Below are 19446 nucleotides of genomic sequence, written 5' to 3' on the forward strand. Positions count from 1 at the left end.
CTTCACTACTTTATACTTCTTTCAACTCTTGATACCACTTTGGCATCATCTTAAACACTTCTATTTGCCGTCGAATTCCCTCGCGGGGATTAAAACGTGGTGCATATCCTAACAACCGTTGAGCTTTGGTAATGTTAGCATTAGCAATCACATCTGTTTCATCTTTATCCACACTACGCACGGCAATTGTCTTTCCGCAGATCTCTTGCACGATAGAAATCCAATCACGCAGTGGATGAGGATGCGCTGTACCAATATTAAACACATCAAATGGACCATGATACTCTATCGCACGTAAAAATCCATCTACTTCATCATCAATGTAGGTTGAATCTTTAGCTGTATCTAATCCATTGCGACCATACACTTGAAACTCTTTATTATTAAAAGCATAATTAATTAGACGCTGTTGCACCATGCCATGTGGACGCTGTAACGGACCATAGATTGGTCCAAAAATGCGAATGATCACCGTCTGAATACCAAAAGTTAAAGCATAACTTCGACACAACATTTCTCCGGCAACTTTTGTTGCTCCATACACTGAAACAGGAGTTAACGCATCTTTTTCATCTACCTGCTCTCGTTCTCGATTTCCATAGACTGAAGATGACGATCCAAAAACAAATTTAGCAACGCGATGTCGCCTAACTGCCTCAAGTAAAAGTGAAGTCCCATCAATATTTACTGCCGTATACAACGCCGGCATCTTAGAGGAATAGGGAACTCCTGCCATTGCTGCAAGATGAATCACAACATCGAATTGCTGCAAAGAAAAAACAGTTTCAATAAATGCTGGATTAGTAATATCTCCTTCGTAAAATGTAAACGAACCACGTTTAAGTAAATCTACCACATCATAACTCTCTAACAAAAATGAAACTTCGTTTAACTCTTTACTTTCTCCCGTAATAGGAAAACGCGGTTCATGTTTAGCGCACAAATCGGTCAGATTAACATTCCACTCTTTACAACGTCGGTCGTAGTAGAAATTAAAATTATCAATGCCAATTACATTATGACCTCGACGAATCAATGCGCGAGCCAAGTGACTGCCAATAAATCCTGCTGCACCAGTAATAAGAATATTCATAAAGTAAATCCTCTAAAGAATCTAATTAAATTCATTATTATATTCATTTTCTTCCGATACCATAATACTCAAAACCATCCTCACGCACTAATTCTGGCTCATAAATATTACGTCCATCAAAGAGCACTTGGTGTTTCATCTTTTTGCCAATTTCATCAAAACGCATCGTCCAGAATTCATCCCATTCGGTAACAAGCAGAATACCACTACTTCCGATGACACAATCTTCAGCAGAGTGAGCATAAACTATCTTATCACCCATAATCATCTTTGTTTCATGCATTGCTATAGGATCATAAACTACAACCCGAGCACCCAATGATAATAGATCATCAATGATGACTAACGATGGTGCATCACGCATATCGCTGGTTTTAGGTTTAAACGACAATCCCCAAACACTAAAAGTGTGCCCTTCAAGTGATTTACCAAACCGTTCTACAACTTTCGCAATAAGAACATGTTTTTGGTTCTCGTTAAGAGTATGAACAGCATCAAGCAAAACTGGATCGAGATTTTTTTGTCGTGCAGTATACGCTAATGCTTTTACATCCTTTGGAAAACAACTTCCACCATACCCTACACCAGGATTAAGAAACTTAGGACTAATTCGATAATCGAGTCCCATCGCTTGCGCAACGAGCTTCACATCGGCACCAGTACGATCACAGATATTAGCAATCTCATTAATGAAGCTAATTTTGGTTGCAAGAAATGAATTATTTGCGTACTTGATCATCTCCGCTGTTGCCCAGTCTGTTTCAATGACGGGAATGTATGCACGTACACGACCCATGTAGACGCGTCGAACAATTTGTGCTGCTTTAATGCTTGGCGTACCAATGACAATTTTATCTGGATGAGAAAAGTCATGAACTGCACTTCCTTCTTTAAGAAACTCAGGATTTGATACCACATCAACTTGAGCAGCAGGATTAACGCCGCGAATTAGTGACATACATGCTGCCGCCGTTCCTGGAGGAACGGTACTCTTATTGATCAAAACTTTGTACCCCTGGGCATGCTGTGCCACATTACGTGCAACTGCAAAAACATATTGCAAATCAGCCCCACCATCGTCTTTACTTGGAGTACCAACACAATTAAAGATAACACCGCCAAACGAAACTGCCTCAATAAGATCAGTTGTGAAACGCAGAGTACCTTTTTCTCTTCCTTTATGAACTAAATCTTTTAATCCCGGTTCGTAGAATGGAATCTCGTCGAGTTCAATACGTTGAATTTTATTTGCATCAATATCATAACATAACACTTTATGACCCATTGCCGCTAAACTTGCACCAGTAACTAATCCAACATAGCCAGTACCAAAAACAGTGATATTATTGTTCATGACTTTGCGACTAGCTTGTTCAAGTTGTTCAGCACTACCAATATCAAACCAAGAACCCGTAAGATGCTTACCAAAAACGGGCACGCGTTCCGAGAGATATTTGACAAAATCACCAGAACGATCCGCAAACCCTTCGGCAAGTGCTTTGTGAATGTACAAAACATCTTGACGTCGAATTGCATAAATTAAAGTTGATGCAAGAGTAGAGGTAGGGTGCTGCGGTTTTTCTTCAAATTTTACGATACGAAATTGATCATCAAGTGTCACAATTCCTAATTGACGTGCTACATCAAGAGATTTAACATCATGCAACATAATTGACGAACCATGTTGCTCAAAAAATGTGATAAAATCGCGTAGATCTTCATCAAAGAGGTTATCTCCTCCCACAATAAGTAAATCATCATCCAATTTATTCTTTTCAACGACAAATGCCATATCGCCAATGGGACCAAGTCGATTTTGAACAGTATTAGTACCATCATTACAGATTTGAATATGCTTATTACCAAAACCTGCTGCCCAAGAAACAAAGTCACCATAGAAACGATCATTTGTCACAACAGTAATGGTATCAACCTTGGGACATATCAGGATCTTTTCAACAATATGTTCAATAATTGGTTTTCCTGCCACAGGTAAGAGTGGCTTGGCAGTATTGGCAGTAAGTGCACCTAGACGAGTAGCATACCCTGCAGCGAGAATGATTGCGTTCATAGAAGAAACATCTTAATTTGCATTTAAAAGGATTATGCAAAACGGATTTACTCATTAAGAAGAAATGAAATCAATTTTTTTCGTAAACAAAATAATCACCTAAGAAAAAAGGAGGACAGCTTACCGGGGTTCCCACGTAATGCAGTACAACCCGATACGGATGCAGTCTTAACTTCGGAGATCGAAACGGGATCCGGTGGAACCCTGCTCCTCTGGCCGTCCAAAATGCTAGACCAGCCACTTATTTATAAAGATTTCTGTAAAAAAGACCCTAGAACCTAAATCTTCTTGCCCAATGCCCGATCAATGGCAGCTCTCTTTCTTTGCCGTTCAAGACGTTAATAATACCAATAATCAAGAAAATGAGAGGAACATAGCTCAGCAAACCAACGAGAAGCAAAATTAATGCGCCAATCCCAAAAATCCAACCAAAAACAAGACCTAATACGCCTAGCACAATTTGCAAGAGAATACCCCAGACAACCGCAGCAATCAAAAACACAACACCTTGATGCACATGGAATCGCACAAATTGGTCCTTCTTGGCCTCTTCATCGACAAAATACCAAATAATTCCAATCAAAACATATGATAATGCAGCAATAGGAGTACGGTGTTCATGTGCCATAAAGAAGAAATAATTTTCACACTTATTAATGTTACCTTCCCCATTCTGCTACTCCGCAGGTGCACCAAAGTATTTTAAATGAGAAAAAGATCAAATTAAGTATGAGAATTGCAGAATTCATTTTTGGTCTTAATAAGTCAGCAGAAAAAAAGTACATCGATGCAGAAATAGGAATTGGTTACTGGCTAGATCAACACAAAGTTAAAGCTAAACCAAAAGCTTCAATAATGTCAGTTCTCAGAAAAAATAAAGAGGAGTTTAGTGCAAAAAACCATGAAGAATTTGCAGAAAAATTAACACTAAAGCTCATGGAAGTCATCGCTGCACTTGAAGTACGAGGAGAAGTAATAATACTAACAAATGGGAAAAATTCAAGGAAAATTAAAACAGAATTAGAAACAATTCTCTTAAGAGCTCTTGCCTAGCCCCAAGATCTCTTCTTCCACAACCTTTTAAAACCATCTCTACCCAAAACAAACCGTGGTTGATACAGCTATTATTCTCGCAGGTGGTTTAGGAACTCGTCTACGCCCATTAACCGACGCAACACCAAAACCGCTTCTTCCCATTTATGGCAAAGCCATTGTTGAACATATTGTCAATAATCTCAAAAAACACAGCGTCAACAATATCATTCTCTCCATTGGATATAAAGCGGAGCAAATTCAAGAGCATTTCAAAGATGGAAAACACCTTGGAGTTAACATTTCATATTGCATTGAAGAAGAACCATTGGGAACAGGCGGTGCGATTCAAAAAGCAGCAGAACACATCACCAAACCATTCATTGTTCTTAATGGAGATAATCTCGGTGATTTCAACTACAAAGAAATGATCAACCTACATAACAAAAACAACGCAAAAATTACCATCGCACTTTATCCAGTAGAAGACGTAACTCAATATGGTATTGCTAAATTAGAAGGCGAACGTCTTGTCCAATTCATCGAAAAACCAAAACGCGAAGAAGCACCAACAAATCTCAACAACGCCGGCGCATATATCATCGAACCATCAGTTCTTTCTATTTTACCAAAAGGAAAATCCTCTATCGAACGAGATTGCTTTGAAAAAGTTGCGCCCAGTGGAGAAGTTTATGCATTCCATCACCAAGGGCAATGGTATCCCACCGACACTTTAGAGAAATATACGAATGCAGCAAATAATTTCGTACCTAATTAGGAGAGAGTTCATTTTACTTGAGTAGCATCACAAGGGCGAGGCTTAAGTAAGAAAATTAGAGAAGAGGTCAGGGGGTTGCAAGAAATACGAGGAACATCGTATTTCTGCACAGAAATGAAGTTGTTGCTTCATTTCTTGTGCCCCCTGCGGGGCGTGACCGTTGCTGCAAGAAAATAGCAAAAAGTCCGAGAGATGCTACTCAACTGAATCAATACCACAAAAAAGAGTCAACAACCATGATCCTCAAACCATCAATCTTTAAAGCCTACGATATTCGTGGTGAATGGAATAAAGAGTGGGATAGTGAAGGAGTATATCATCTTGCTCACGCCTTCGCCACACACTTCAAACCGAAAAATGTTGCTATCGGTTACGACATGCGTTTCTCCAGTCCAGAAATATTCAAGCAATTAACCAACGCATTTCGTGAACGTGGAATCAATGTAATTGATCTAGGACTCTGCGCAACAGAGTTAGTCTACTATGTGAGTTCATATGTGCCTAATGTTGATCTCGCATTAATGATCACAGCATCACATAATGAAGGAAAAGATAATGGCATCAAAGTTGTTCTTCCCAACGCTGTATGTGTCGGTTTAAACAGCGGTCTTGATCGAGTACGTGATATTGCAGCATCGCAACCAATTATCTCTAATGAAATTAAGCACGGCTCACTCACGAAATATGATGCATGGGAAGGCTATAAACGCCATGTTTTTTCTCTTGCTTCTAAAACCTCTTTCTCAAAAAGGTATAACCTTGTTATTGACGCAGGCAATGGAGTAGGATCAGTTTTAGTAGACAACACAATTTCCTCTTTAAATCTAAACATCATTCACCAATGTTGGACATTAGATGGAAGTTTTCCCAATCATCTCGCAGACCCCTCTCAAGAAAAAAACACGTTAGATTGTCAGCAAAGAGTTAAGGAACAAAAAGCAGATTTGGGAGTCTGTCTTGATGGAGATAGCGACCGAGTCTTTTTTATCGATGAAAAAGGACGCTACATCCCAGGATATTATCTTGCCGCGCTGCTCACAAACCACATGCTTAAACAATCACCAAACCCACATCAAGAACACATTGTCCATGATCCACGTTATTATAAAGCAACCAGAAAAGTTATTGCAGCACATCGCGCCACAGCCCATAAAGTAAAAGTGGGACATACTTTAATCAAAGATGCCATGCGCCGTGTTGAATCACTCTTTAGCGCCGAATGCAGCGGACATATTTTCTACAAACAAAACAACTACGCCGAAAGTACCATGCTCACAATCCTTCATGTTCTCAAAATAATTGAAGAATATGGAACACTAAGCAAAGCCGTCGATCCCTTCTTTACACAATATTTCATTAGTGGAGAAATTAATTTTATCGTTCAAAATCAACCAGAAATACTCAAAGCATTAGAGACAAAGTACCATGACGCGACTATTGATTACACTGATGGAGTTGATATTGCCTATCAAGATTGGCGTTGCAGTGTACGAGGCTCAAACACCCAGCCATTATTACGTCTTAATATCGAGGCAACACAGAAAGATTTAGTTGATGCAAAATTAGCAGAACTCAAAAATCTCATTGGAGGTACACTCGCAGATCATTAACCATGGACTTCGAAACAAAATGCCTTCACGTAGCATTGGATGCTGCAAAAAAAGCAGAAAAAGTAGTTTTACAATATTATGAACACCCTACTCTTGCAATTGAAACAAAGCATGATAACACGCCAGTCACCATCGCCGATCGCGAGTCGGAAAGAATCATTAAAGAAACAATACACGCCGCATTTCCCGATCATGGCTTTCTTGGCGAAGAAGAGGGAGAGCATAATCAAGAAGCACAATACACTTGGATCATCGATCCCATTGATGGAACGAAGAATTTCACTCGAGGGATTCCCATCTTTGGGATTCTTATAGCTCTCATGAAAGACGAAGAGATCATTCTAGGCGTCTCACTTGCTCCTGCATTACATGAATGTCTCTATGCGCAAAAAGGCAAAGGTGCATTTCTCAATGGTAAAAAAGTGCAGGTAAGTACTATTGCAAATCTAACCAGTGCCACGTTATGTCATGGAGGAGCAAAACATTTTCTCAATACTGGCATTCTTGAAAATCTTAATAACATTATTGCGCACACCAATCGAGATCGTGCTTTTGGAGATATATACAATTATCATCTCCTTGCGCAAGGAAAAGTCGATATCGTTGTTGAACCAGAATTCAAGATTTGGGACGTGGCTCCATTCGTGTGCATTATTCAAGAAGCAGGAGGAAAAGTAACAGATATTAAAGGGAATCCTATCACCAGAAAGACAACCTCTGCAATTGCAACCAACGCAGTATTACAAAACGAAGTTCAAAAATTTTTCCAATAAGAGAAAAAAGAAAATTATCTTTTATAACCTCACAAAAAAATAGGGTTTATGATGATCAACCAAAAATATTACAACGATATAAAGCAGTTCCATGAACAATTTAAGATAGGTATACAGTTAGCAACTCACGTCAAACTTGCTGGCAACTTTAACCGCATCGTTTTGTGTGGTATGGGTGGCAGCTCATTCTATGCAGAATTACTTAACGACTACCTCAACAGTGATCCAACCAATAAAGTAAAAATCGAACCATGGCGTTCATATGGACTCCCCGCCGGCGTTGATAACAACACATTATTCATAGTGTGTTCTCATTCCGGAAATACAGAAGAAACACTCTCTGCACTTAATCTCATCAAGCAACATCACTATCCCCATCTCATTCTCACATCCGGAGGAAAACTCAGAGAACACGCACAAAAACACAACACCCCCTATATTATTTTTCCAACCGGAACACAACCACGCCTCTCAACGGGATATTTTATTGGCGCACTGATCAAAGTACTCGAAAATTGCAACATCATTTCCAACAAAGAACAGGAACTTCTCACTATCGCCAACGAACTTAACACTCATCTTGATGAAGCTGCCGCACAACACCTCGCAAAAGAATTAATTGACCTTGTTCCCATCATCTACACAACAGAGAATAATACCTCTCTGGGTAGAGTTGCCAAAATAAAATTTAATGAAAATTCAAAAATCCAATCCTTTCACAACTATTTCCCCGAACTCAACCACAACGAAATGGTCGGTTTTACCAAATTACTCATGAAACCATACTTCATCATCTTCAAATCAAAATTCACCAATTCCCGTAATTATCAACGTATGGACATCTTCCTGAAATTAATGAAAGAAAAAAATCTCACTGGAAAAATCATCCCCATGCAAGGCAACAGCACCTTCGCTGAAATCATCAACGCCTACTACTTCATCGACTACGTCACATATTATCTCGCCCAAGAATATGGGATTAATCCAGAACCGGTGGAAATGGTTGAAGACTTCAAGAAAATGTTAGAGATGTAATTCTTGAATGATTAAAAGGGTATGTACAAACTGTACCCATCCTTCAGCTAAATACTCATGCTTAAACTAAACAAACCGATCATACGTCTGCTAGAAAAAATAAAATTATAACTTATCCCCACCCAATAATCTTTTAAACCACCCTACTCTCATCAACGCCATGGACGATCAAACCATCCAAAAGATACTCAAAGCCGGCAAAGTTGCTGCCCAAGTCCGCAGAGAAGGTGCACTCAAACTCCAAAAACCAGGCACTTCCTACCTAGAAGTCATGGATTACTGTGAAAAACGTATTGAAGAATTAGGCGCCGGAATCGCTTGGGCGCAAATGGCAGTCAACGACACTGCAGCTCATTTCTGCCCTCTTGAAGATGATACATCTGTTTCACAAGAAGGCCAACTCATTAAAGTAGATATCGGCACGCACGTTGATGGCTACATTGCTGACAACGCCATGACAATTGAAGTAGGTAAAAGCAAAGAACATACAGATCTCATTAAAGCAGCGCAAAATGCTCTCAGATCAGCCGTCAAACTCGTAGAACCAGGAAGAACATTAGGTGAGCTTGGTGAAGCGCAAATGTCTGAAGCGCAAGCATTGGGTTTCACTACCGTACGCAATTTGTGTGGCCATACTTTGAATCAATATCAAGTTCATGGTGGTGTTTCTATTCCCAGTTTTAATAACAAAGAAAAAACAGTATTACAAGAAGGGTGGCAAATTGCCATTGAACCATTCGTCACCCCAGGTGATGGCTTAATCAAAGAAAAAGGTCAAGCGACAATTTTCATGATGAAAAAAAATGCCGCTGCTCGTTCTCCCAATGCCCGAAAAATTATTGACGACATGAAAGATCGCAACAGTTTACCATTCACCACACGCTGGATCAGTCGTAAATATGGCAAAGGTGCAGCCGCTTTTGGTATTCGTGATTTATTGCAAACAAAAACCATCACTGCCTATCCCCCTTTAGCGGAAATTTCGGGAGGCATGGTCAGCCAGTTTGAACATTCCATGATTGTTGGCAAGAAAACGACCGTGTATACTCGACACGAAGAAGATGAATGGTAAAAAATATCCAGAAATCTTCTTAAACTACCCATATTCTCAAGACCCTACATGCATACCTCTCCAATTCAGACCTCACAAACCAACCCTATCCCAAAACTTCTCTCACCCGTAGGCGGCTGGGACACATTAATCGCTGCTGTACAAAATGGTGCTGACGCTGTCTATCTAGGAACTAAACTCTTCAACGCGCGACGTCTCGCAGGAAATTTTGGTAAAGAAGAACTCATCAAAGCAATTCAATACGCCCACATTCATCATGTCGAAGTCTATATCACACTTAATACCCTCATCAAAAATAATGAGATAACTCCCTTTCTCAATCAACTAAGCACGATCTACCAAGCTGGCGCAGATGCCGTTATTTTGCAAGATCTTACATTTGCCCCCATCATCAAAAAACACTTTCCACAACTCAAAGTTCATGCCTCAACACAAGCCACGATCATGAACACACCTTCCGTCCAATTCTGGGAACCATATACAGATGTGGTCGTATTAGCGCGAGAACTCACCAAAGAACAAATCAAAAACATCCATGACCACACCACAGTTCCACTTGAAACATTTGTGCATGGACATCTTTGTAGCTCTTATTCCGGTCAATGCCTCATCTCATCTTTAATCGGCAAACGCTCTGGTAACCGAGGACTCTGCGCCAGTGCCTGTCGCAAACCCTACAACGGGAATAATTATCTTATCTCAGCAAAAGATCTCTGTCTCATCAAATCTGTCAAAGATCTTGCTAATAGTGGTATCCACACCCTCAAGATTGAAGGACGCATGAAACCGGCAGAATACGTTGCTACAACCACACGATATTATCGCAAGCAACTCGATGCCCTCAAAAAGAAAACACTTGAACCCATCACAGAGAAAACCATCACCGATCTTAAATTAACATTTAACCGTGAATTTACCACAGGATACTTCAATAACGAAAAAAGCATCATTGATCCCCTTATTCCTACAAAAAGAGGGATTTATATCGGAACCATCATCAATAACAATCTACGATTACTAGAAGATATAAAAGTTCATGATGGCATCGCGTTCGTCAAAGATGGGGAAAACAGTGGTGATTTTGTCAGAGAGATATATCGGGGATCAACACAAATAGCTAACGCGCAAAAGGGAGATGTTATTCGTCTTAATTTACTTGGTTTTATCAACGGCGCGAAAGTATTCCTCACATTCAAACACGAAGGCGAAGATCTGCGTGGACCAGTTCATAAAATTCCGTTCTCTATTTCAATGAAAATCAAACAAGACCAAGAACCAGAAATAACTATTAAAATTCAAAATAAAATAATTCACCCTCAACAAACGATCAAAGCGACTAAAGCACTTAAACATCCCCTTACCAAAGAAGAATTAGAAACAGAGATGCGCAAATACGAAAGCAGTATTTTTGAATTAGAACACATCGATGTCACAACTGATACCTCATTTATCCCTAAAAGTATTCTGACCAACTTGCGCAAGCAACTTGATGAACATATGCTTACTCAACTCGCGCCACCCCAACGCCCCCTTATCAAAGTTGAACCACTCGTATTCCCAAAAAACGCATCAACAACCAAAGTACTCCATGTGCGAGTCTATAATTGTAGCGACGTCGAACAAGCTCTGCGAGCCGGAGCAGAATATATTTATTACGACGTGTATGCCCCAGATGCAGCTAAAGCATCAGCACTCTGCAAAGGAAAAGCACAATTCTATCTTGTCACACCAATGGTCGCAACCAATGAAGATGTAGAAGAGATCCAGAAACGTCTCGCGACACTCAAGTACGACGGCCTTTTGGTCAATAACTATGCCTTCCTCAATTCTGCCTTCAAAGGCAAAAAAATCTTAGGATACCAAATGAACATCTTTAATGATAATCAACTTTCATTCTATAACATACCTGCCATTGCCTCCATCGAATTAAATAAAGATGAACTCGCCGCTTTCTCACAAAAAGATAAACTCCTCTACTTCACCCACGGCTTTCCTGTTGTCATGACCTTTCGTGAAGAAATGTCAGAACGTAAACTCACCGATCACAAAAATTATTCATTTGCCTTACGCCACACTGGCTCTCATGCCACCGAAATGTTATATTCTAAAGAAATTGGCATCTTGCAATACACCCCAGAGATTCTCAACGCAGGCATCACCCAACTCTTCCTCGATCTCAACCATGACGTCTTCGAAATTACCTCCATCTACAAACAATTTTTAGACGGCAAGAGACCCAAGACAGACAAATTTAAAGGCCCGACAACTGTGGGAAATTTATTGAAAGGAGTAATGTAGAACCTGTTTATTGCGTAATTACACCATTCATAAAACTATTCCTTCTTTTTATTCTTATAATGTTTTACCACTTCCACAATTAGGGGTATAAACGACAACAGAATGATCCCAATAATGAATGCCCCGAAGTGTTCTTGAACAATTGGAATATTACCAAAGAAATAACCACCCCACACAAATAACCCTACCCAAATAATTCCCCCAAGGATATTATACAAAATAAATGTTAAATATTCCATCTTTCCAATACCCGCCACGAATGGTGCAAATGTACGTACGACTGGAATAAACCGAGCAAGGATAATCGTTTTCTTACCATGCTTTTCATAAAATAACTTTGTTCTCTCCATATATCCTGGTTTAATGAACCTACTCTTAGCCAACAGCTTTTCACCAATGTGCCGACCCATCCAATAATTCACACTATCACCTAGGATAGCTGCCAAAGCAAGTAACAAGAAGATCCAAAAGATGTTCAAATAGTCTTGTGCTGCAAACGCACCAACAGCAAACAATAACGAATCACCCGGTAAAAATGGAGTAAAAACAAATCCCGTCTCAGCAAAGATAATTAAAAAGAGCAACCCATACGTCCAGCCACCATACTGGGAAATAATCGCGCCAAGATATTTGTCAATATGTAAAGCAATATCAAGAAACGTGCTAAGAGTACCCATCTTTCCTAAAGTACAAAAGAACTTAATAAAGGTAGAGGAAAAAAGTCTCTCTTACGTCTTATTCTTGAACCAACCGTTTTTTCAACCATGGCAGCCCAACAAACGCCACCAATCCGCACAATATCAATACAATCCAAAACGTTAAAACTGGAATTCTACCTAGCGCAAATAGCACCATCGCTGCCAAAACTAAAATCATAAAAAAAATACCGATTCCCTTCAAGACAATTGGTTTCATAGTAGCCTTTATTTCAACTTCTTAACAACGTCCTTAAGAGCCAACAGCTGCTCGGTTCCGTCTGTCATGTTACGCAACATTACTTTCTTCTGCTTCAGCTCATCTTCACCAACAATTACCACATAGGGAATTCCCAACGCATTGGCGTACTCAAAGTGCTTACTTACACCTTTCTTACCCAGAGCAATATCAGCAGCAACACCTGCATTACGCAACTCCTGTACAATACCAAATGATGCTTGGGCAGTATTAATCGGTACCACATACACTTTTGTCAAAGTAATATTACCTACTTTCCCCCGACTACGCAGCACATCCATAATCGGCTCAATACCAAATGAGATACCCACTGCAGGAATGATACGACCGCCGCCGGCAAACTTACCAATCATATTATCATAGCGACCGCCGCCAGCAAGAGAACATTTTGGTTCGCCTTCTTTTGGATCAACAAGATACGGCTCAAAAAGAGTGCCTGTGTAATATGCTTGCCCGCGCGCAAGCGAGATATCAAGTTGATAGCAATCGATCTTCAAATCATCAAGATAGCCAAATACTTCCTGAAGCTCAGCAAGACCTTGCTTACCTTCAGCACTTGTTATAAGTGGTGCAATCTCATCAAGAGTCAAACCAGGTTTCAAAAATATAAACAACCCTTCAACTTGTTTTTTGGTGTAACCACGCCCAATAAGTTCATCACTCACACCTTTGACACCAATCTTATCTAATTTGTCAATAGAAATTAATGCTTCTTTAACATCTTTAATACCAGCTTGTTCTAATATCCCATTAAGCAGTTTACGATTGTTGATTTTAAGAACAATATCCAGCCCCCATACATCAAAGAACGCTTTGACCATTGCCACAATCTCGGCATCGGCAAGCATTGAACTTGAACCTATCGTATCAATATCACATTGCCAAAATTCCCGATAGCGACCTAATTTGATTGGTCCATCACGAAATACTGGACCCATTTCATATCGCTTAAATGGCAATTTTAATGTTGGGTCCATCGCCACATACCGTGCTAATGAAGTTGTCAATTCAAATCGTAATCCTAATTTCCGACTCCCCTGATCCGTAAGTTGAAACGTCTCCTTCAAACAATCGCTTCCTTCTTCTGCTCCCCCTTTCGCCGCTAATGTTTCAAACCGTTCCATTATTGGCGTCTCAAGTGGCATAAAACCATAGAGTTCAAAGATTCGCTGCATAGATTCGAGTACTTTATTTTTCACAATTTTTTCAGCCGGCGCCACATCGCGCACGCCTTTAGCAAGTTGCATATCCATGGTATAGTTACCTCATTAAATGTTTATATTCCTTTCTACCTAATTTAACCAGAATTAGTTATTTCTGGTTGATTAATTTTTTTTAATATTTCAAACACTAAATACAATTTTTCAACAACCCAAGTAGGTTTTTCACTTTCGCTGCGAGGAAACTCCCGACTATATTTTCCTTGTTGATACCAAATAGTCTTTATCCCTAAAGCGTTCGCAGCTGCGATTTCAGATTGAATTCTATCCCCCACCACTACCACTTCACTAGATGAAAAACCCAAATCTCGCAATGTTTCTTCAAATACCAAAGTATCTTTTTGCTTGACAAATTTAACAATACTAAAAAAAGAAAAAAAAGATTTATTTTTAAAATTTTCAAAATTAGTATTTCCAGCACTAACCAAAGCAAGTTTAATTCCTAATCGAGTTGTATCTGAAAGCAAATCTAAAGCTCCATCTATAATCACCCCTTTTTCAGGACAGTACAACGTCCGATTAAAATCAAAAATGACACATTTTATCATCTTATCTCACCGCCTACAAAATACATTCGAATTTCATAACATCGCTTACCTTTTTTATCACCTAAAACATCGATATCCAGAAGACTTGGAACGAATTGTTCAAAGAGATTGCTTTTTTGACTATCTATCCTCATTTCACGACCAAAAACAGGAACAATAAGCGGTTTGAAATAACTACTCCCAGTCTCATACTCTTTGAAAAAAACTTTCTTCTTAACTAATAAACCATAATCTCTATCTCCCAATTGAGATTGTTCATAGAATCTTGCCAAAGAAAAATCATCTGGAATCAATACCCTACTACTTGGAATTCTTGCACCATAACTAGAAAGTTGCTCATCATTTTCAAGAATTCTATTTCGCAAAATTTGGTTTCGACTAAGGTAATCAAAAGTGGGAGTAGGAAAACCTTTTCCATTTATTATAACTTCATAGGAAGTATCGAATGGACCATTTGTTTGTTCAACTATGACTCCCATTTTCCTTAGTTGTGAAATTAAGTACTCCCTCTCCAACTTAAAAAAACCTAATTCCTGAGAAACTAGACTTTGAGGAATTCTAAGAGTATCGTTAAATGTTGAGACAATCTTTTCAATTCCAACGTCTGGCTGTCTACCTAACGCTTTACTAGCACAAAGAATATCCGCAACATACCCCACCGCAGGAGATCCTATATCTATTACGTAGATGTCATTACCAAAAAGCATCATATCAACTGAACCAGTGAATGCGACCCTTCCTTCTTCACCGGTTGCGCGACACAATGCAGAATACGCTGCTTTTGCAGTTTTTACTAACCTCCCATACAAAGGTGCAGACAGTTGAAAAGGTTTATCAGACACACCATAAAAAAACAAAGGACTTTTGCCTTTACCTCTTTTCTCTGATATTGGACATATTGCCTGAGCCTCATTAAGTAGAGAATCTATTTGTCCAATTTTTGTGGAGTCAAGCTGATCTAATTGATCTTTTATCTCAAATAGTCTCTCTTTAACGAAATTGCTTGCTTTATCAACAGCAAATGGTTCAACAAATGAAGCAGAAGGTAGAATTCTTATCGCACCATCATAACCAAAAGTATCAGACTCAACAACATCAACTAATGAAGTAAACCCAGTAAATGCAGTCTGATCATTGCTTAGACATTTGATAAACCATCTACGAAGATCAATAGAATCTGGTTTTGCACAACGTAGCATTGGCGAAAGATAATTTTGAGCCATTGCTAATTCCTCAGCTGAACTGAGAGGTTCATTTAAACGAGAAAATCCCCCTTTAAATTTTCTCCATCCTTTCACAAGATCAGGAAGAGCATCATATGTTGCACCACTTACTCTTGCAATAGTTGACAAAACCTGAAATGAATCATCATTTCTTTCAATGCCGACAACCAGCACGTTCCCGTACCAAAGCTCCTGCACCTGAGTTTAATTCTGTTTGTTCCATATTTGTTTATTTCCCTGTTTAAAGTCCAGACGACTTTGTATCTATCACATTTTGAGGCCTGTGGGAGAGAATCGAACTCTCACTTCGCGAGATCTGCAGAAAAGAAATATCACAGTCGCGTGTGCTAGCCTTTAACACTACCACAAGCAATAACTAATAATCAATGCTAAGGGCATAAAGCCTAAAGATGATGAATACTATACAACGATACTACAATAATAAGAATTCGTGAAAAAAAATCACGCTGCACTTCAACAATTTGAACAACAGAGTTGGAACTAGAAAAAATTACATCGTCAACAATGACGACAATCAACTCCATTGAGATTATTCATATTAACACAAAAGTACAACTTCTATTTAAATCTTTCTTAATCATCACTGAAAAGAAACAACACTTACTTCTCTGCCAATGCATGCATTGATTTACGAAGCGTCCAAAACCCGCCTGCTGCCAGAAGATACCCAGCCATATATAACAAATCTGTGATAGCACCCATTGATCCTTCCAGATACGTTCCTTGCGCAGTTGTCAACGTAAACAAAACATCCCCTACGAGAATTGCACAACTTGCAATAAAAAAGAACATTAGCGGTTGAGCAAAATCACCAATATAACGACTAAAAAAGAGATTACTCATCGCCAATGATACAATAATTGAACTAATAAAAGGATAAAAATAACTAAAGAATGAAATCTCTGCTCCGCTTGGAGCAATGATCATAAAGAGAAAATAAGAAACAACCCCAACAATACCTACTCCCAATCCAAAGAACTTAAGAGGAAGAGATGAATCTTTATTTTTCTTAAGCAATGAATGTACTAACGAAATATAAGAAACAACCAGCAATATTGCTCCTGCTGCCCAATAAATATCAGCCATACCAATAGATGCATCAGTATGTTCAATCTTTTCCATCAAATAAAGAGAAACTTCTCCTAACGCATACAAAGAATACCCTAACACCATAAAGAGAAAAATAAAATAGTTTGAATCATCAAAGAGTTCTTTAAGTCGATTATGAAATAATTTCTGTAAAACAATAATTCCGCTAATTGCAGATGTAGCCGCACAAACCATAACTAAAGGAGATATTATCTCACGAAAATTCTCTATCACCATAACCTAGAGAATGAAAAACAAGTATTTAAAGCAATCGATTTGCCCACCCCAACCAAAAGAATTAATTTATAACCCTTAAGAAAATATCTCAAACATGTGTTTTGCGCCAGCCGTCTCTCTGACCATAGCCATTATTGAATTTATTGTAGCAATCCTTCTGATTACCTATTTTCGTAGAACGACTCTTACTAAATTCTCTTCTATCTTTATAGCTCTGTTAGGGTTCTACCAACTTACCCAATATTTCCTCTGTACTTCTCAAAACCCTCAACTCTGGGCAATTATTGGATTTATTACCTATACTTTTCTCCCCCCACTTGGACTCCACTTCACTCTAGCATACACACATAAAAAGAATGACTACCTAATTATTTATTATCTTCCGGCATCGATATTGTCATTAATCGCTATTTCCTATCCCAATTTTGTTTCACAGGCATATTGTAGTACTGTTTTAGTTGTCGTTCAATCTCTCTTTTTTAATATTCAGGCCCACCCCGTTTTGACAGTCTTATACATGGCTTATTATTTAGCATACGTTATCATACCCTGCCTAATTATAATCCCCCACATACACCAAGAACATTCTGGTAAAAGAAAAGTAGCAGAAACAGTCGTATCTATTGCGTTAATTACGAGTCTTGGAGCTGCATTTATTCTCATTACTCTACTACCTGATCTGCGAATTATGTTTCCCTCTATTTATTGTTCATTTGCCGTACTATTTTCTATTGCAGCTTTTATCGCTGCATGGTATGAACAAAAGGGAGGCAAGAAGCATAAATAAAAAAAATGGGACGGTCGGGGGGAGTTGAACCCCCTCCATGGCTTCCACAGAGCCACATACTAACCGTTATACGACGACCGTCAATATTATGAAAAATCTGAAGATTCTTTAAAAATGTTTGCGGACTAGCTATACCACCAGCACTTTCTGCTGCCGTACAACACGCACCCGTAATTTCTTAGTATATCCAATAAATTCTCCTCCTGCTTGAAAAGGGAATGGCTCAGAACTTGTAAGAACTATTTCTTCACCTTTCAACGCAATAAGAGGAGCTTTGTTAAAACCAAACATTGGCAGTACTAACGACCATAATCGCAACGGTTTGTTAAACAAGGTAGAATGTGTATTAACACACGCCGTACCATAAACCATACCATCTGCTGCATCAACGTGCCCAGGTAGCGACCGAACACCATACCCATAATAGGGGATTTTAGCAATAATAATATTCACGCACTTTTTCCAAGAATGGGACACCCCATCAACAGTACAAGTAAAATGATAAGACCCTTTCACATGAAAAATAGTAGAAAAACTTCCTTTAAGATAATCTAAGAAACCATACGCTGTGCGAGGAGAACTACGGCGAATGACTTCTCCATCAATACCAATACCCACAAACAATGTTTGACGTTTTCCCTTGTCCCATTCAATTTCTAAGACATCCATTGTTTTTTCACGAAATGGGAATCGAGAACGTAAATACTCAAAGCGTTTACCCTTATAAAAATAAGAATAAAACGCATTTCCCGCACCTAACGGAAAAAAACCAATACTCTTCGATGCAAAAAATGGGTCATTTAACGCGCTCTCAAAAGTTCCATCTCCTCCTGCAATAACAATATGATCTGCAGATCGAAAGCGTTGCGATGCCACTTTGAATAAATTTCCCTCAGATGGCAAAAAAATCATCTGCGCTTTACGTCTACGAACAAAGACATTTAAGAGACGTCGGCGATAAGTATTATTATAGCCACGCGACTTCTGATTCGTAAAAACAACCAAAGGAATTGAATGAGCAAGACGCTTTCCTTCACGTCGACGAGCTCTAATAATTTTTCCAAACGAGAAGATATAATGAAGAATACTCACAGCAGCAATACCTAAACTAATTGCAGTAGCAGTCACCAACCCAAAATCAACCAATGACAAAGAAATTCCTTGTGACCCCGCTGAATGCAACGCAATAAATTCATCTATCAGTAAAAAAAGCACAATAAAATACTCTGAAAATATAAGAGCTCGACCATACCATTCTCCTTGTATTTGGACATCTTCACGTCCTGCATGCCAGCGCACAATGCTCACAATAATATCACGAATAATAAAAAAAACGAGAAAGAACCAAGAAAATGAACCAAAGAGAGTAAAAAAAAGCAACAACCCGCTTACAAGCACTTTGTCAGCAAACGGAGCAAAAAACGAACGAGCATGGTGTTGAGCATAATGAAGTGCCCCCTCTAAAAGATCGCTTAATAATGCTAAAACCAGCACGAATAAAGCACCCACTACAGCAGAAGGAGCTTGCGCTAAAACGAGAACTATAATCAACGGCAACGAAAGAACACGAAAAAATGTAATAATTCTTCGCGCGAACATATCCTC

General features: G+C 39.0%; 19 protein-coding genes, 1 tRNA gene and 1 rRNA gene. 8 read left to right on the top strand and 13 right to left on the bottom strand.

Features of this window, described 5'->3' with window-relative positions; all coding sequences use genetic code 11:
- Positions 1-10: 10 nt before the first annotated feature.
- From HYV86_04730 to HYV86_04745, 4 genes are all read right to left on the bottom strand, one after another.
- Entirely contained in the window at positions 11-1093 is a 1083-nt protein-coding gene (locus HYV86_04730; protein MBI2573139.1) for a GDP-mannose 4,6-dehydratase, read from the bottom strand.
- A gap of 43 nt (positions 1094-1136) precedes the next feature.
- Positions 1137-3164, bottom strand: coding sequence for a nucleotide sugar dehydrogenase (locus HYV86_04735; protein ID MBI2573140.1), 2028 nt, complete (start codon positions 3162-3164; stop codon positions 1137-1139).
- A 110-nt stretch (positions 3165-3274) separates the two neighbouring features.
- Positions 3275-3388, bottom strand: a 5S ribosomal RNA gene (gene rrf / locus HYV86_04740).
- Positions 3389-3435: 47 nt separating this feature from the next.
- The gene (locus tag HYV86_04745; protein MBI2573141.1) at positions 3436-3792 is read right to left on the bottom strand and encodes a DUF4870 domain-containing protein; all 357 of its coding nucleotides are present in this window, start codon (positions 3790-3792) and stop codon (positions 3436-3438) included.
- 101 nt (positions 3793-3893) lie between these two features.
- On the opposite strand from HYV86_04745, the gene HYV86_04750 reads away from it, so the two are divergent.
- The 7 genes from HYV86_04750 (at position 3894) to HYV86_04780 (ending at position 11762) form a co-directional block, all read left to right on the top strand.
- Complete coding sequence (locus HYV86_04750; GenBank protein MBI2573142.1) at positions 3894-4217, top strand: hypothetical protein; 324 nt, start codon at positions 3894-3896, stop codon at positions 4215-4217.
- A gap of 55 nt (positions 4218-4272) precedes the next feature.
- A complete protein-coding gene (locus tag HYV86_04755; protein MBI2573143.1) occupies positions 4273-4974 on the top strand; it encodes a nucleotidyltransferase family protein in 702 nt (233 codons plus the stop codon).
- 236 nt (positions 4975-5210) lie between these two features.
- Positions 5211-6584 carry a phosphomannomutase/phosphoglucomutase gene (locus HYV86_04760; GenBank protein ID MBI2573144.1) on the top strand — a complete coding sequence of 458 codons (1374 nt, stop codon included), beginning with the start codon at positions 5211-5213 and terminating at the stop codon, positions 6582-6584.
- 2 nt (positions 6585-6586) lie between these two features.
- Positions 6587-7357, top strand: a complete 771-nt coding sequence (locus tag HYV86_04765; protein ID MBI2573145.1) for an inositol-phosphate phosphatase — start codon at positions 6587-6589, stop codon at positions 7355-7357.
- Positions 7358-7405: 48 nt separating this feature from the next.
- Positions 7406-8392, top strand: coding sequence for a bifunctional phosphoglucose/phosphomannose isomerase (locus HYV86_04770; protein ID MBI2573146.1), 987 nt, complete (start codon positions 7406-7408; stop codon positions 8390-8392).
- A 160-nt stretch (positions 8393-8552) separates the two neighbouring features.
- Positions 8553-9464 carry a type II methionyl aminopeptidase gene (locus tag HYV86_04775; protein ID MBI2573147.1) on the top strand — a complete coding sequence of 304 codons (912 nt, stop codon included), beginning with the start codon at positions 8553-8555 and terminating at the stop codon, positions 9462-9464.
- Between the two features lie 48 nt (positions 9465-9512).
- A complete protein-coding gene (locus tag HYV86_04780) occupies positions 9513-11762 on the top strand; it encodes a U32 family peptidase (GenBank protein MBI2573148.1) in 2250 nt (749 codons plus the stop codon).
- A 35-nt stretch (positions 11763-11797) separates the two neighbouring features.
- On the opposite strand, the gene HYV86_04785 is transcribed toward HYV86_04780, so the two are convergent.
- From HYV86_04785 to HYV86_04815, 7 genes are all read right to left on the bottom strand, one after another.
- The gene (locus HYV86_04785) at positions 11798-12439 is read right to left on the bottom strand and encodes a DedA family protein (protein MBI2573149.1); all 642 of its coding nucleotides are present in this window, start codon (positions 12437-12439) and stop codon (positions 11798-11800) included.
- A 58-nt stretch (positions 12440-12497) separates the two neighbouring features.
- Positions 12498-12677 (bottom strand): hypothetical protein, encoded by a 180-nt coding sequence (locus HYV86_04790; GenBank protein ID MBI2573150.1) that lies wholly within the window; start codon positions 12675-12677, stop codon positions 12498-12500.
- 8 nt (positions 12678-12685) lie between these two features.
- Complete coding sequence (gene hisS, locus HYV86_04795) at positions 12686-13969, bottom strand: histidine--tRNA ligase (protein ID MBI2573151.1); 1284 nt, start codon at positions 13967-13969, stop codon at positions 12686-12688.
- Positions 13970-14013: 44 nt separating this feature from the next.
- The gene (locus tag HYV86_04800; GenBank protein MBI2573152.1) at positions 14014-14484 is read right to left on the bottom strand and encodes an HAD hydrolase-like protein; all 471 of its coding nucleotides are present in this window, start codon (positions 14482-14484) and stop codon (positions 14014-14016) included.
- Complete coding sequence (locus HYV86_04805; GenBank protein MBI2573153.1) at positions 14481-15905, bottom strand: hypothetical protein; 1425 nt, start codon at positions 15903-15905, stop codon at positions 14481-14483. The genes HYV86_04800 and HYV86_04805 overlap by 4 nt, the downstream gene beginning before the upstream one ends.
- A gap of 206 nt (positions 15906-16111) precedes the next feature.
- Positions 16112-16252 (bottom strand): hypothetical protein, encoded by a 141-nt coding sequence (locus tag HYV86_04810; GenBank protein ID MBI2573154.1) that lies wholly within the window; start codon positions 16250-16252, stop codon positions 16112-16114.
- Between the two features lie 76 nt (positions 16253-16328).
- Positions 16329-17054 (bottom strand): hypothetical protein, encoded by a 726-nt coding sequence (locus HYV86_04815; protein MBI2573155.1) that lies wholly within the window; start codon positions 17052-17054, stop codon positions 16329-16331.
- Between the two features lie 94 nt (positions 17055-17148).
- Here HYV86_04815 and HYV86_04820 point away from each other — a divergent pair, with 94 nt between their 5' ends.
- Positions 17149-17841: a hypothetical protein gene (locus HYV86_04820; GenBank protein ID MBI2573156.1), complete on the top strand. Its 693-nt coding sequence runs from the start codon at positions 17149-17151 to the stop codon at positions 17839-17841.
- Between the two features lie 6 nt (positions 17842-17847).
- On the opposite strand, the gene HYV86_04825 is transcribed toward HYV86_04820, so the two are convergent.
- Both HYV86_04825 and HYV86_04830 read right to left on the bottom strand, forming a co-directional pair.
- Positions 17848-17922: transfer RNA gene (locus HYV86_04825), tRNA-His, on the bottom strand.
- A gap of 48 nt (positions 17923-17970) precedes the next feature.
- A complete protein-coding gene (locus tag HYV86_04830) occupies positions 17971-19440 on the bottom strand; it encodes a hypothetical protein (protein ID MBI2573157.1) in 1470 nt (489 codons plus the stop codon).
- Between the last annotated feature and the right edge of the window lie 6 nt (positions 19441-19446).

It is taken from the genome of Candidatus Woesearchaeota archaeon (assembly GCA_016188115.1).
GTDB lineage: Archaea > Nanobdellota > Nanobdellia > Woesearchaeales > GW2011-AR9 > JACPIK01.